The sequence below is a fragment of the Ferrimonas futtsuensis DSM 18154 genome (assembly GCF_000422645.1).
Classification (GTDB): Bacteria; Pseudomonadota; Gammaproteobacteria; order Enterobacterales; family Shewanellaceae; genus Ferrimonas; species Ferrimonas futtsuensis.
In genome coordinates this window covers 264,114-277,138 of sequence record NZ_AUGL01000002.1, presented here as the reverse complement: position 1 = coordinate 277,138, position 13,025 = coordinate 264,114, and the positions used below count along the sequence as shown (strand labels likewise).

Sequence of the window (13,025 nt, the reverse complement as noted above, 5' to 3'; positions counted from 1 at the left end):
CAGAGTATCCCCCTGCACAGGAGAGGCCTGGCCATGCTGATCTCCACCCTGGTCCTGTTGTTGACCGCCGTGGTCTATACGGTAATGCGCTACGACAGTTACTCCAGCGGCGAACTCTCCATCATCTCCATCATGGTGCTGGTGTTCTCCGCCTTGCTGAGCGAAGTGGTTGCCCTGAGGCAACGGCTAAAACAGCTGGAAAACAAGGAAAGCCCTAAGCCTTAAACGCAAAAAAGCCCGGCTCAAGGCCGGGCTTCTGCAAAAATGCGGACGCTTTCGATTACCCGATGTGGGTCAGGCCACCCATGTAGGGGCGCAGCACTTCTGGGATCTCGATGCGGCCATCGGCCTGCTGACAGTTCTCCAAAATCGCCACCAGGGTGCGACCTACCGCCAGGCCGGAACCGTTCAGGGTGTGCAGCAGCTCAGGCTTGCCGGTTTCAGGGTTACGCCAGCGTGCCTTCATACGGCGGGCCTGGAAGTCGCCCATGTTGGAGCAGGAGGAGATCTCACGGTACTTGGCCTGGCTGGGCACCCACACTTCCAAATCATAGGTCTTGGTGGAACCAAAGCCCATGTCGCCGGTACACAGCACCACCTTACGGTAGGGCAGGTTCAGGTTCTGCAGGATCTTCTCGGCGTGACCGGTCAACTGCTCCAGAGCCGCCATGGACTCGGAAGGCTTGGCCAGCTGAACCAGCTCCACCTTGTCAAACTGGTGCTGACGAATCAGACCGCGGGTATCACGGCCGGAGGCACCGGCTTCACTGCGGAAACAGGGGGTGTGAGCGGTCATCTTCACCGGCAGCGCCTTGGCATCGATGATCTCATCGCGAGCCATATTGGTCAGGGGCACCTCGGCGGTGGGGATCAGGCTCAAACGACGATCGGTATCCTCCTCCAGCTGCTCGGTGTGGAACAGGTCCTCACCAAACTTGGGCAGCTGACCGGTACCGCGCAGGCTGTCCGGGTTCACCAGGTAGGGCACATACATCTCGGTGTAGCCGTGCTCTGTGGTATGGGTATCCAGCATGTACTGGGCCAGGGCGCGATGCATGCGGGCCACCTGGCCCTTCATCACGATGAAACGGGAGCCGGACAGCTTGGCGGCGGAGGCAAAATCCAGGCCATCCACACCTTCACCCAGGTCCACGTGGTCCTTGACCTCGAAGTCGAAGCTGCGGGGCTCTCCCCAAGAGCTGACTTCAACGTTCTCCTCCTCATCGGCGCCGATGGGGCAGGAAGCATCCGGCAGGTTGGGGATGCCGGCAACGATGTCGTCCCATTCGGCCAGCAACTTGTCCTGGGCCGCCTTGGTCTCGGTCAGCTTATCGCCGAGGCTGGCCACTTCCGCCAGCAGCGGGGCGATGTCTTCGCCATTGGCCTTAGCCTTACCAATCGACTTCGAGCGACTGTTACGTTCAGCTTGCAGTTCCTGAGTTTCGACCTGCAGCGCTTTACGCTGTTCGTCCAGTTTGGTCAAACGCGCCACATCCAGGATGTAGCCTCGGGTAGCCAGACGCTCGGCAGTTTGCTCGAGGTCGGCTCTTAGGTATTTGCTGTCTAACATATCGCTTCTATTTAGAGTCGTGCATAAACCAACTGCTGACCGCAGAACACCATCGCAAGACAGAGGCCTACGTTCAGCAATACATTCAACATGGCTTTGATCCAGTACCCCTCCTGCAACAGCAGGACGGTTTCATTGGAGAAGGTGGAGAAGGTGGTCAACGCACCCAGCATGCCAACACCAATAAACGCTTTCAGGGTCGGGGACAGATTAGAGACATCGCCCCAGGCGTAGAGCGCCCCCATAATCAGAGAACCTATGCAATTGACGATCAGTGTACCAAAGGGAAAGCCAGTTCCGAATAGCTTTAAGGCAAGAATTGAGGTGCCATAACGTGCGCTCGCTCCCACCGCGCCCCCCAGGGCCACTGCAATAAGGTTATTCATAGCGTTTGTTCCCACTTTGGCGATCCATTTCCGCCAACTGATTGAGTTTCTCTTTGATCTTCCTCTCCAGGCCTCTATCAGCAGGCTGGTAGAACTTCTCCTGTTCCAGCTCCGGCGGCAGATAGACCTCACCGGCAGCGTAGGCACCGGGCTCATCATGGGCGTAGCGGTACTCGGCGCCGTGCCCGAGCTCCTTCATCAGCTTGGTGGGGGCATTGCGCAGGTGCACCGGCACCTCCAGGTGGCCGGTCTCCCGAGCCCGCAGCCGTGCAGCCTTGAAGGCGGTGTAGACCGCATTGCTCTTGGGCGCCGCCGCCAGATACACCAGGGCCTGGGCGATGGCCCGCTCCCCTTCCGCCGGACCGACCCGGTGGAAACAGTCCCAGGCGTTCAGGGCCACCTCCATGGCTCTGGGATCGGCGTTGCCCACATCTTCGGAGGCGATGGCCAGGCAGCGCCGGGCCACATACAGGGGATCGCCGCCCCCCTCGAGGATACGGCAGTACCAGTAGAGGGCCGCATCCGGGTTGGAGCCGCGCACCGACTTGTGCACAGCGGAGATCAGGTCATAGAACTGATCGCCCTTGTTGTCGAACCGGGCCACCGGTTCTCCGGCAACCTGGATCAGCATCTCCTGGGTGAGGAGGCCGTCCTCACTCATGTCCGCCATCAACTCCAGCAGATTCAGGGCGCGGCGGGCGTCTCCGTCCACCAGGGTGGCCAGGGCGGTCAGCACCTCATCGGCCATGGTGAGCTTGAGCTTGCCCAGCCCCCTGTCAGCGTCGGTCAGGGCATCGCTGAGAATGCGCGTGATTGCTTCGGCGCCCAGCTTTCTGATCACATAGACCCTGGCCCGGGAGAGCAACGCGCTGTTCACTTCGAAAGAGGGATTTTCCGTGGTGGCGCCGATGAAGATCACCGTGCCATCTTCGATGAAGGGCAAAAACGCATCTTGCTGGCTCTTGTTGAACCTGTGGACCTCGTCCACAAACAGCAGGGTGCGCCGTCCCTGGGCCTGAGCCACCTCCTTGGCCTTGGCGATCGCCTCACGAATCTCCTTGACCCCGGAAGTCACTGCGGAGATCCGCTCTACGTGGGCGTTGGAGTAGCTGGCGACCAGCTCTGCCAGGGTGGTCTTGCCGGTACCTGGTGGCCCCCAGAGGATCATGGAGTGGGCTCGGCCCGCTTCCAGTGCCTGGCGCAACGGTTTGCCGGGGGCAAACAGGTGCTCCTGGCCGATATAGTGTTCCAGTTTCTCCGGGCGCATTCGCGCCGCCAGAGGACGAAAGTCCGGGCTAAAGTCCAGGCTCAGGCTGCTCATTGGCCGCGCTGATCGTCGATCTCGGTGCCCTCTGGCGCCGTAAACTGGAACTGGTCCGCGGCCACAGCATCAGAGCTGAAATCGGACAGGGTAAATTCACTGCGCACCGCCTGGCTGTCCAGCATCGCCAGAGAGGCAATGCTGTCACCCTGGAAGCAGACGGACATGCGGCGAATGTGGCTCTCTTCGCTGATGGGCTCGGCGTCGAAGCACTGCTCATTCTGACTGAAGCGATACTGGCTCCAGGCCTCGTCATCGGTACGGGTCAGTATGGTCAGCGGCGTCTGGGCGATGGCGTCATCCTGACGATAGACGGACACCGCCTCCATCAGCGGGTCGTATACCCAGACGGCACTGCCATCGGCCACCACCAGACTCTCCTCGGGTGCGGTCAGTTGCCAACGGAAGCGGTCGGGGGAGCTCACCGCCAGACGGCCTTCGCCCTCCTGGATCAGCTCACCCTGGTCGTCGAATACCTGCTGACTGAAACCCGCCTGGAAGCTTTCCAGCTGTGCCAGCTTCTGTTTCAGGTTCTCTTCGGCCCCGGCATGAGCCAGAGCAGGCAGCAAGGCCACTGCCAAAAACAGTCTTTTCATAATTCCTCTCTGGAGGGGATGCCCATGCTGGAGAGCGTTGCGCCATCGCCTCTCCCCGGGCATCGTGTCTAATCTCTGGCGGGCACCAGCACCTCACGGTTGCCATTGTGGCCCGGAGGGCTCACCAGCCCACTCTGCTCCATCTCCTCGACCAGGCGCGCCGCCCGGTTGTAGCCGATCTTCAGCTTACGCTGAACACTGGAGATGGAGGCCCGACGGGACTCGATGACAAAAGCCACCGCCTCATCGTAAAGAGGGTCCTTCTCACCCTCTGCGTCTCCGCTCTCTCCCGGGAGCAGCACCTGTTCCCCGCCGCTCTCGCCGGCGAGAATCTCCTCGATATAATTCGGCTCACCGCGGGCACGCCAGTCGGCCACCACCCGGTGCACCTCATGGTCATCCACGAACGCGCCGTGGACCCGCATCGGCACCCCGGTACCGGGCGGCAGGTAAAGCATGTCACCCTGCCCCAGCAGTTGCTCCGCACCCTGTTGATCCAGGATGGTGCGGGAATCCACCCGACTGGAGACCTGGAAGGCGATACGGGTGGGGATGTTGGCCTTGATCAGGCCGGTAATCACATCCACCGACGGACGCTGAGTCGCCAGAATCAGATGGATGCCTGCGGCCCGGGCCTTCTGGGCGATACGGGCGATCAGCTCCTCCACCTTCTTGCCGACGATCATCATCATGTCGGCAAACTCATCCACCACCACCACAATGGAGGGCAGCTTCTCAAGCTCAGGGGGCTGAACATCCATGGAGTCCGTTGCGCTCCACAGGGGATCGGTCAGCGGCTCACCGGCGTCTCTGGCCTGCTGCACCTTGGCGTTGAACCCCTTGAGGTTGCGCACGCCCAGGGCGGACATCAGCTTGTAGCGGCGCTCCATCTCGCCCACGCACCAGCGCAGGGCGTTGGAGGCCTCCTTCATGTCGGTGACCACCTCACACAACAGGTGAGGAATCCCTTCGTAGACCGACAGCTCCAGCATCTTGGGGTCGATCATGATCAGCCGCACCTCTTCCGGGGTGGACTTGTACAGCAAGCTGAGGATCATCACGTTGACCCCCACCGATTTACCCGAGCCCGTGGTACCGGCCACCAGCAGGTGGGGCATCTTGGCCAGATCCACGGTCACCGGATAACCGGCGATGTCCTGCCCCAGCACCATGGCCAGGTTGGATTTGGACTGCTCGAACTTGTCGCTGCCCAACACATCGCGAAGATAGACGATCTCCCGGTGCTTGTTGGGCAGTTCCAGGCCAATCACCGACTTGCCGGGGATCACCTCCACCACCCGTACGCTGACCGCAGACAAGGCCCGAGCCAGGTCCTTGGCCAGGTTGGTGATCTTGGAGACTTTGACCCCGGGGGCCAGGTCCAGTTCAAACCGAGTGATCACCGGGCCGGGATGCACATCCACCACCTGGGCAGAGATGCTGAAATCCGCCAGCTTCAGCTCCACCAGACGGGCAATTTGATCCAGCTCGTCCCGGCTGATGGGGTTCTTACTCTTGTTGGGCCTGTCCAGCAGCTCCAAAGTGGGCATCAGGGTCTGGGCCTCTGCCTGTGCTTGTGCAGCTACGGGCAGGGTTGGCTCACCCTTGGGTTTTGCGGCCTTTCTCGGTTTGGTTGCCTTAGGGACAATGCCGGTCTCTGCTGCTTCCGGCGCCAATCCCTGGGCTAGGGCTGGCATAACTGGCTCCGATTGCTGAGGCTCGCCGCCCATCATGGGCTCGGTCCGGGCGCCGAACAGACTTTCGGTGTCCACCTGGGGCTCAGCCCTGGAGGACAACTGCGGCGGCTCATCCTGCGCCTCTTCCGGCCCGTAACGACGCTCGTCATACCAGGCTACGAAACGGTTGAACCAACGGAAACGGTAGAGGAAAGGCACCCGATCGAGCCAGTCGGTGGGCTCATCCTCACTCTCCGCTTCTCGGTCCAGGTCCGCCGAGACGGCTGAAGTAGCGTAGGCTGGAGTGGCACCGCCAAAGGCGGGCTCTTTGTGCTTTTTGGCCAGGGACAGAATGTCGTCCTCGGGCGGCGTCGGCGCCCCTTTGTCACGGTTGAGCATCCTGCCCGGCAGGGCCCAGAGCCACAGCAGCGCCTTGATAACACCGGCACCCACCGCCTCCACCACAGTCACCCAGCTCAGGCCGGTGAACAGGGTGAAACCCGCACCGATGAAACAGAGCAGCAGCAAGGTGGTGCCCATCAGGTTGAAATAGGGCAGCATGGCATCGCGAATCACATCACCAATCACCCCGCCAGCGGAGAAGTAGTAGATGTCATCGGCATTGATGGAGGCCAGGGTGGCGAAGCCAAGCAACATCAGCAGCAGGCCGACGATGCGCAGGGCCACGGAGAAGTAGTCAATCTCAACAAGGTGGTAGCTGCGACGGAACATCAGCCAGCCTATGCCTGCAGTCAGCACCGGAATGGCCCAGGCACTGATGCCAAAAGCGAAATACAGCAGGTCTGCCAGCCAGGCGCCGACCCGTCCCATGGTATTGTGCACCTGCCCGTCCCAGGCGGTTTGGCTCCAGCCCGGATCCGCCGGATGGAAGCTTCCCAGGGCGGCAAGGAGGTAGAGAGCCAGGGCACAACAGAGAATCAACCCCAGTTCCAGTAATCGCTGAATGCCGTTTAGAGTGCGTGGCGCAGTCTCTTGCTCACTCAAGGCGTGACCCTTTTTTCTCGCAGATTCAATAGAGAAGCCTACCATATCAGACAATGGCGGCGGATGCATGGTTATCTATACAGTTATTGGCGGGGCTTTCTTGGGCCTAAACGCAACAATGCCTCCGCTGGAGGCACTGTTGGCTGGGGGTTTCCCGAGGATCAGGCTGGGACGCTGGTCTGGCTGATCTGAACCCGGCTGGTCTGCTTGACCTCCTCCATCACCACATAGGTGCGGGTGTCTTTCACACCGGGGAGCTTCAGCAGCGTGTCGGACAGCAGCTGACGGTAAGCGGACATGTCACTTACGCGGGTTTTCAGCAGGTAGTCGAAATCGCCGGATACCAGGTGGCACTCCTGGATGTCTTCCAGAGCCATAACGGAGTGATTGAACTTATCAAACACGTCCGGGGAGTCACGATTGAGGGTGATCTCCACATAAACCAGCAAAGAGGCGCCCAGGTAGTGGGGGTTAACCAGTGCGGTGTAGCCCTGAATGAAACCCTGACGCTCGAGGCGCTTCACCCGCTCCAGACAGGGAGTGGGGCTCAAGCCTACGCGCTTGGACAGTTCAACGTTGGAGATGCGGCCATCCTTCTGCAGTTCATTAAGGATGTTGCGGTCGATTCTGTCCAACTCTTTGAGTGGCTTTTTCTTATTATATGCCATTTTGTGCTTCCTTTTCCCTTCTTGGTTGGGATTTTATCCTAATAATGCCCAAATATATCGGAAGAAAAACTTCCGACTGAATAATATACTGATTCGCACCCGATAGCCACGAAAAAATCATATTCAGGGGTAGTTTTTCAATACTTACGCCTGTGGATCAATAGAAAATACAAAAGGGGACAATATGATCATCGGTGTGCCAAAGGAGATTAAGAATCACGAGTACCGTGTTGGCATGGTGCCAGCCAGCGTGCGGGAACTGACCCGTCGCGGCCATCAGGTACTGGTGCAAACCCAGGCAGGCAGCGGTATTGGTTTTGACGATCAGGACTACATCAACGCCGGCGCCGAGATCCTCGGCACCGCAGAGCAGGTCTTCGCCCAGGCGGAGATGATTGTAAAGGTAAAAGAGCCTCAGGCAGTCGAACGTGCCATGCTGCGCCCCGGCCAGATCCTGTTCACCTACCTGCACCTGGCCCCCGACCTGCCTCAGACCGAGGACCTGGTTAAGAGCGGCGCCATCTGCATCGCCTATGAAACCGTGACCGATGATAAAGGCGGCCTGCCTCTGCTGGCCCCCATGTCTGAAGTGGCCGGTCGCATGTCCATCCAGGCCGGTGCCCAGGCACTGGAAAAATCCCACCAGGGCCGCGGCATGCTGCTGGGTGGCGTACCCGGCGTAGAACCTGCCAAAGTGGTGGTCATCGGTGGCGGCATGGTTGGCCGCAACGCAGCCCTGATGGCGGTCGGCCTGGGCGCCGATGTGACCATCCTGGATCGCAACGTCAACGTACTGCGTGATCTCAACAATCAGTTCGAGAACCGCGCCAAGGTGATCTACTCCACCGCCGAAGCCCTGGAGAAGCACGTTCTGGAAGCGGACCTGGTGATTGGCGGCGTACTGATCCCCGGCGCCGCCGCTCCCAAGCTGGTGACCCGCGAGCACATCAGCAGAATGAAGCCCGGCGCTGCCATCGTAGACGTCGCCATCGACCAGGGCGGTTGTGTGGAAACCTCCAAGCCCACCACTCACCAGGACCCTGTCTACATCGTCGACGACGTGGTGCACTACTGTGTGGCCAACATGCCCGGCGCCGTACCGCGCACCTCTACCTTCGCCCTGAACAACGCCACCCTGCCCTACATCGTGGCCCTGGCGGAGAAGGGTTATAAGCAGGCTCTGCTGGACGACAAGCACCTGCTGAACGGCCTGAACGTGATGGACGGCAAAATCACCTGTGAAGAGGTCGCCGAGGCCCTGAACTTCGAGTTCGTCGAGCCCCGCTCCCTGCTGGTTGGATAAAAAACCTGACAGTGCAATCGAAAAAAGGGGGCAATGGCCCCCTTTTCTTTTGTGCCCCCGGCCCATAGAATCCGGGCATATGCTTATGGATGGAGACTCTAATGACCCAGGCAAAACACTGTGGCCTTCTGATCCTTGGTTCCGGCCCCGCCGGCTACACCGCAGCGGTGTACGCAGCCCGCGCCAACCTTAACCCGGTACTGATCACCGGCATGCAACAGGGCGGCCAGCTGACCACCACCACAGAGGTGGAGAACTGGCCCGGTGATCCCCAAGGGTTGACCGGCCCCGGTCTGATGCAGCGGATGCAGGAACACGCGGAACGGTTTGAAACCGAGATCCTGTTCGACCACATCAATGAAGTGGATCTGAAGACCCGCCCCTTCCGCCTCAAGGGCGACAGCGGCGAGTACACCTGTGATGCCCTGATCATCTCCACCGGCGCCAGCGCCAAGTACTTGGGCCTGGACTCCGAAGAGGCGTTTAAGGGGCGCGGCGTGTCCGCCTGTGCCACCTGTGACGGCTTCTTCTACCGCAACAAACCTGTGGCCGTGGTCGGCGGTGGCAACACCGCAGTGGAGGAGGCACTCTACCTCTCCAACATTGCCAGCGAAGTGCACCTGATCCACCGCCGCGACAGCTTCCGCGCCGAAAAGATCCTGGTGAAACGCCTGATGGACAAGGTGGAGAACGGCAACATCGTGCTGCACACCGACCGCACCCTGGACGAAGTCCTGGGTGACGACATGGGTGTTACCGGGGTTCGCATCAAGGACACCCAGTCCGATGCCACCGAGGAGCTGACCGTGGACGGCGCCTTTATCGCCATCGGTCACCAGCCCAATACCCAGATTTTCGAAGGTCAGCTGGCGATGAAGGATGGCTACATCCTGGTTCAGAGCGGCCTCGAAGGCAACGCCACCGCCACCTCAGTGGCCGGTGTATTTGCCGCCGGCGACGTGATGGACCACAACTACCGCCAGGCGATCACCTCGGCCGGCAGCGGTTGTATGGCCGCCCTGGACGCCGAGCGTTTCCTGGACGCCCAGTAAACGTCCAGTTATTAACAAGAATTAAGGGGGAGCGCAGACTCCCCCTTTTCGCCTTTGAAAGACAGTTGTTATGGATAAAGCCCTTCAGCGCCACCTGACCTCCTGGCTCCGCGGCGCTGCCAAGCCGGCCCGCCTGTGGCTGATGCTCACCCTGGGGTGCGGCCTGCTTGCCGGTCTGGCGATCATCGGCCAGGCGTGGGTCCTGGCGGACCTGCTACACCGACTCATCATCCTCGAGGTGGCCAAGGAGCAGCTGACCCAGCCGTTTCTGATGCTGGCCGCGCTCATCGCGCTCAAATCCCTGGCCCTGGCCGGGCGTGAGCGCTTCAGCTTCAACATTGGCGCCCTGGTGCGCCAGAATACCCGCAGCACCGTCCTGGACAAGATGGACCGTCTGGGGCCCGCCTACACGGCTCAGAGAGCCCAGGGGGCCTGGACCACCATGCTGCTGGAGCAGACGGAGCAGATGCAGGACTTCTTCGCCAGGTATCTGCCCCAGATGATGCTGGCAGGGATGATCCCGCTGATGATCCTGGTGCTGCTGTTCCCCATCAACTGGATTGCCGGGCTGATCCTGCTGGGCACCGCCCCACTGACCATCCTCTTTATGGCGATCATCGGCATGGGCGCCGCCGACGCCAACAAACGCAACTTCCAGGCGCTGGCCCGCCTCTCCGGCACCTTCCTCGACCGTCTCCGTGGCATCAGCACCATCCGCCAGTTTGCCGCCGCCGACGCCCAGGCCCGCTCCCTGAACCAGGCCTCAGAGGAGTTCCGTGAGCGCACCATGGAGGTGCTGCGCATGGCCTTCCTCTCCTCGGCGGTGCTGGAGTTCTTCGCCGCCATCTCCATCGCCCTGATCGCGGTCTACTTTGGTTTCAGCTATCTGGGCCATCTGGATTTCGGCCACTATGGCGCCGGCATCACCCTGTTTACCGGCTTCCTGGTACTGCTGCTGGCCCCAGAGTTCTATCAGCCCTTGCGAGATCTTGGCGCCTTCTACCACGCCAAGGCCCAGGCCCTGGGCGCCGCCGAGTCCATCGTCGAGTTTCTGGAGCAACCTGAACCCCAGGCTTCCGGCGGGCACACCCTCAGTCAGCAACAGCAGATCACCCTGGAAGCCGACCAACTGGTGGTCACCGCCCCCGATGGTACCCCACTGACTCGGCCGGTCAGCTTCCGGCTGGAGCCCGGGCAGAAGCTCGGCCTGGTAGGTCCCTCCGGTGCTGGCAAAAGCTCCATCCTCAAGGCACTCATGGGCCTGATGCCCTACCAGGGCAGCCTCAAAGTCAATGGTTGTGAAGTCGCAGAGCTGGCACGGGACCACTGGATGGAACACTACAGCTGGCTGGGTCAGAACCCCGCCCTGATTCACGGCAGTGTCCGGGACAACCTGCTTCTGGGTAACCCCCAGATCACCGAGAAACAGCTGGTCCAGGCCTGTGCGCTGGCCCACCTGGATGAGGCCCTGGCCCTGTTCCCGGACGGGCTGGCACACAGAGTCGGGGACCGCAACAGCGGACTGTCGGTCGGCCAGGCGCAGCGGCTGGCCCTGGCGCGGGCCCTGCTGAAAGATGCCCCCCTGCTGCTGCTGGATGAGCCCACCGCCAGCCTGGATCACAAGAGTGAAACCCTGGTGATGGACGGCCTGAGACACCACTGGCAACAACGAAGTGTGGTCCTGGTCAGCCACCGCCGTCAGGCGCTGGAGGAGCTGGACCTGGTATTGGAGATTCAGCCCAGGGAGGCCGGCCATGAATGATCTGAAACCCTTCCTGAGCCTGTTCCGCCCCCATTGGCGAATGATGAGCCTGGGTATTTTGCTGGCGATTATCACCCTGTGTGCCAGCATCGGACTGCTCTCCCTGTCCGGCTGGTTCCTGGCGGCGTCGGCCAGCGCCGGCCTGGTGGTGGCAACCCGCGGCCAGTTCAACTACATGTACCCCAGCGGCGGGGTGCGCGGCCTCTCCATCCTGCGCACCGCAGCCCGCTGGGCCGAACGGGTGGTCAGCCATGATGCCACCTTCCGTCTGCTCACCGATCTGCGCGACCGCTTCTTCCGCGCCCTGGCACCTCTGACCCCGGGGGACAGGGGCGATCTGCGCGACGGCGATCTGCTGAACCGGATGGTGGCGGATGTGGACACCCTGGACCACCTCTACCTGAGGCTGATCTCCCCTCTGGTGGCGGCCATGGTGGCCATCGCCGCCGTAGGCGCCCTGGTGGCCCTGTTTGATCCGGCCCTGGCGGCGGTGCTGGTGGCCATTCTGCTGAGCCTGCTGGTGATCCTGCCGCTGATCTTCTATCGTCTGGGCCGCGCCCCCGGACGGCAGTTGGGGGAAAGCACCCGCACCCTGCGCCAGCAGCTGGTGGACTTCATCGCCGCCCAGACCGAACTGGCGGTCTACGGCGGCACCCTGGCCCAGCGGGGCCAGATCCGCAAAGCCGAATCTGAGCTGCTGCAGTCCCAGCGCCAACTGACCCGGGTCACCGCCGCCTCTCAGGCCCTGCTGCAGCTGCTCAACGGCTGGGCCCTGGTACTGATGCTCTATCTGTCCGCCGATCAGATTGGCACTCTTTCCCCGCCCGGGCCGCTGCTGGCCCTGGTGGCCTTTGTCACCCTGGCCAGCTTCGAAGCCCTGGTGCCTGTGGCCGGCGCCTTCCAGCACCTGAGCCACACCATCAATGCCGCCGGACGACTGAAACCGGTACTGGAGCAGCGCTCATCCCTCACCTTTGGCCAGGCCAGCTGGCAGGATGCCCCGATCCAGCTCAATGACATCAGCTTTGCCTACCCAGGCAGCCCCCTTGCCGCCCTGGAGCAGGTCAGCCTGACTCTGGCCCCCGGCGAGAAGGTGGCCCTGGTGGGCAAAACAGGTTGTGGCAAGTCCTCCCTGCTGAACCTGCTGAGCCGGGAGTGGCAGCCAACTTCCGGTAGCCTGACCCTGGGCTCAATCCCCTGGCAGGAGCTCAGCGAAGCCACGCTGCGGCAACAGGTCTGCCTGGTGGAACAGCGGGTCCATGTGTTCAGCGGCACCCTGGAGGAGAACCTGCTTCTGGCCAGGCCCGGCGCCAAGGAGGCAGAGCTGGAAGAGGTTCTGGAGGCGGTGGGCCTCAAGGGCCTGCTGGAGAAGGAGGGGCTGGCACTCTGGCTGGGAGAGGGAGGGCGGCAGCTCTCCGGCGGCGAAGCCCGCCGCATCGGCCTGGCCCGTGCCCTGCTCCACCCTGGCTCGGTGCTGCTGATGGATGAGCCCACAGAGGGGCTGGACGATGACACCGAGCGACAGGTTCTCAGCGGTCTGCTCCAAGGCGGGCGAACCGTCCTCTATGTCACCCATAAGAGCGCCGGCCTGGAAAGGATGGACCGGGTACTTCAGATGGAACAGGGCCGGATTGTCAGCGGTCACTAACACGCAAAAGGGCGCCACAAGGCGCCCTTTTCTGCTTC

The 13,025-nt window shown here is 61.6% G+C and carries 11 protein-coding genes; 5 read left to right on the top strand and 6 right to left on the bottom strand.

The features are described 5' to 3' along the window. Positions 1-33: 33 nt before the first annotated feature. Positions 34-225: a hypothetical protein gene (locus G505_RS0103220; RefSeq protein ID WP_028108272.1), complete on the top strand. Its 192-nt coding sequence runs from the start codon at positions 34-36 to the stop codon at positions 223-225. Between the two features lie 55 nt (positions 226-280). Here G505_RS0103220 and serS read toward each other — a convergent pair whose 3' ends face one another. The 6 genes from serS to lrp form a co-directional block, all read right to left on the bottom strand. Then, a complete protein-coding gene (gene serS / locus G505_RS0103215) occupies positions 281-1,570 on the bottom strand; it encodes a serine--tRNA ligase (protein ID WP_028108271.1) in 1,290 nt (429 codons plus the stop codon). A gap of 11 nt (positions 1,571-1,581) precedes the next feature. Beyond that, positions 1,582-1,956 carry a fluoride efflux transporter CrcB gene (gene crcB / locus G505_RS0103210; RefSeq protein WP_028108270.1) on the bottom strand — a complete coding sequence of 125 codons (375 nt, stop codon included), beginning with the start codon at positions 1,954-1,956 and terminating at the stop codon, positions 1,582-1,584. Next, positions 1,949-3,277, bottom strand: coding sequence for a replication-associated recombination protein A (locus G505_RS0103205; protein WP_028108269.1), 1,329 nt, complete (start codon positions 3,275-3,277; stop codon positions 1,949-1,951). The genes crcB and G505_RS0103205 overlap by 8 nt, the downstream gene beginning before the upstream one ends. Beyond that, positions 3,274-3,873: an outer membrane lipoprotein periplasmic chaperone LolA gene (gene lolA / locus G505_RS0103200; RefSeq protein WP_028108268.1), complete on the bottom strand. Its 600-nt coding sequence runs from the start codon at positions 3,871-3,873 to the stop codon at positions 3,274-3,276. Before lolA ends, G505_RS0103205 begins: the two co-directional genes overlap by 4 nt. 68 nt (positions 3,874-3,941) lie before the next feature. After that, positions 3,942-6,599: a DNA translocase FtsK gene (locus tag G505_RS0103195; protein WP_425402168.1), complete on the bottom strand. Its 2,658-nt coding sequence runs from the start codon at positions 6,597-6,599 to the stop codon at positions 3,942-3,944. A 116-nt stretch (positions 6,600-6,715) separates the two neighbouring features. After that, positions 6,716-7,222, bottom strand: coding sequence for a leucine-responsive transcriptional regulator Lrp (gene lrp / locus G505_RS0103190; protein WP_028108266.1), 507 nt, complete (start codon positions 7,220-7,222; stop codon positions 6,716-6,718). A gap of 184 nt (positions 7,223-7,406) precedes the next feature. Here lrp and ald point away from each other — a divergent pair, with 184 nt between their 5' ends. The 4 genes from ald (at position 7,407) to cydC (ending at position 12,987) form a co-directional block, all read left to right on the top strand. Continuing rightward, positions 7,407-8,525, top strand: a complete 1,119-nt coding sequence (gene ald / locus G505_RS0103185) for an alanine dehydrogenase (RefSeq protein WP_028108265.1) — start codon at positions 7,407-7,409, stop codon at positions 8,523-8,525. A 101-nt stretch (positions 8,526-8,626) separates the two neighbouring features. Then, the gene (gene trxB / locus G505_RS0103180) at positions 8,627-9,577 is read left to right on the top strand and encodes a thioredoxin-disulfide reductase (protein WP_028108264.1); all 951 of its coding nucleotides are present in this window, start codon (positions 8,627-8,629) and stop codon (positions 9,575-9,577) included. 70 nt (positions 9,578-9,647) lie between these two features. After that, entirely contained in the window at positions 9,648-11,339 is a 1,692-nt protein-coding gene (gene cydD, locus G505_RS20445; protein ID WP_035385017.1) for a heme ABC transporter permease/ATP-binding protein CydD, read from the top strand. Further along, positions 11,332-12,987 (top strand): heme ABC transporter ATP-binding protein/permease CydC, encoded by a 1,656-nt coding sequence (gene cydC / locus G505_RS20440; RefSeq protein ID WP_035385016.1) that lies wholly within the window; start codon positions 11,332-11,334, stop codon positions 12,985-12,987. The genes cydD and cydC overlap by 8 nt, the downstream gene beginning before the upstream one ends. The last annotated feature ends 38 nt before the right edge of the window (positions 12,988-13,025 follow it).

What these genes read in the sequence shown, in the direction of transcription:
- serS (WP_028108271.1), bottom strand. Translation starts at nt 1,570, where the DNA reads ATGTTAGACAGCAAATACCTAAGAGCCGACCTCGAGCAAACTGCCGAG.
- lrp (WP_028108266.1), bottom strand. Translation starts at nt 7,222, where the DNA reads ATGGCATATAATAAGAAAAAGCCACTCAAAGAGTTGGACAGAATCGAC.
- lolA (WP_028108268.1), bottom strand. Translation starts at nt 3,873, where the DNA reads ATGAAAAGACTGTTTTTGGCAGTGGCCTTGCTGCCTGCTCTGGCTCAT.
- G505_RS0103195 (WP_425402168.1), bottom strand. Translation starts at nt 6,599, where the DNA reads ATGGTAGGCTTCTCTATTGAATCTGCGAGAAAAAAGGGTCACGCCTTG.
- trxB (WP_028108264.1), top strand. Translation starts at nt 8,627, where the DNA reads ATGACCCAGGCAAAACACTGTGGCCTTCTGATCCTTGGTTCCGGCCCC.
- G505_RS0103205 (WP_028108269.1), bottom strand. Translation starts at nt 3,277, where the DNA reads ATGAGCAGCCTGAGCCTGGACTTTAGCCCGGACTTTCGTCCTCTGGCG.
- cydC (WP_035385016.1), top strand. Translation starts at nt 11,332, where the DNA reads ATGAATGATCTGAAACCCTTCCTGAGCCTGTTCCGCCCCCATTGGCGA.
- ald (WP_028108265.1), top strand. Translation starts at nt 7,407, where the DNA reads ATGATCATCGGTGTGCCAAAGGAGATTAAGAATCACGAGTACCGTGTT.
- G505_RS0103220 (WP_028108272.1), top strand. Translation starts at nt 34, where the DNA reads ATGCTGATCTCCACCCTGGTCCTGTTGTTGACCGCCGTGGTCTATACG.
- crcB (WP_028108270.1), bottom strand. Translation starts at nt 1,956, where the DNA reads ATGAATAACCTTATTGCAGTGGCCCTGGGGGGCGCGGTGGGAGCGAGC.
- cydD (WP_035385017.1), top strand. Translation starts at nt 9,648, where the DNA reads ATGGATAAAGCCCTTCAGCGCCACCTGACCTCCTGGCTCCGCGGCGCT.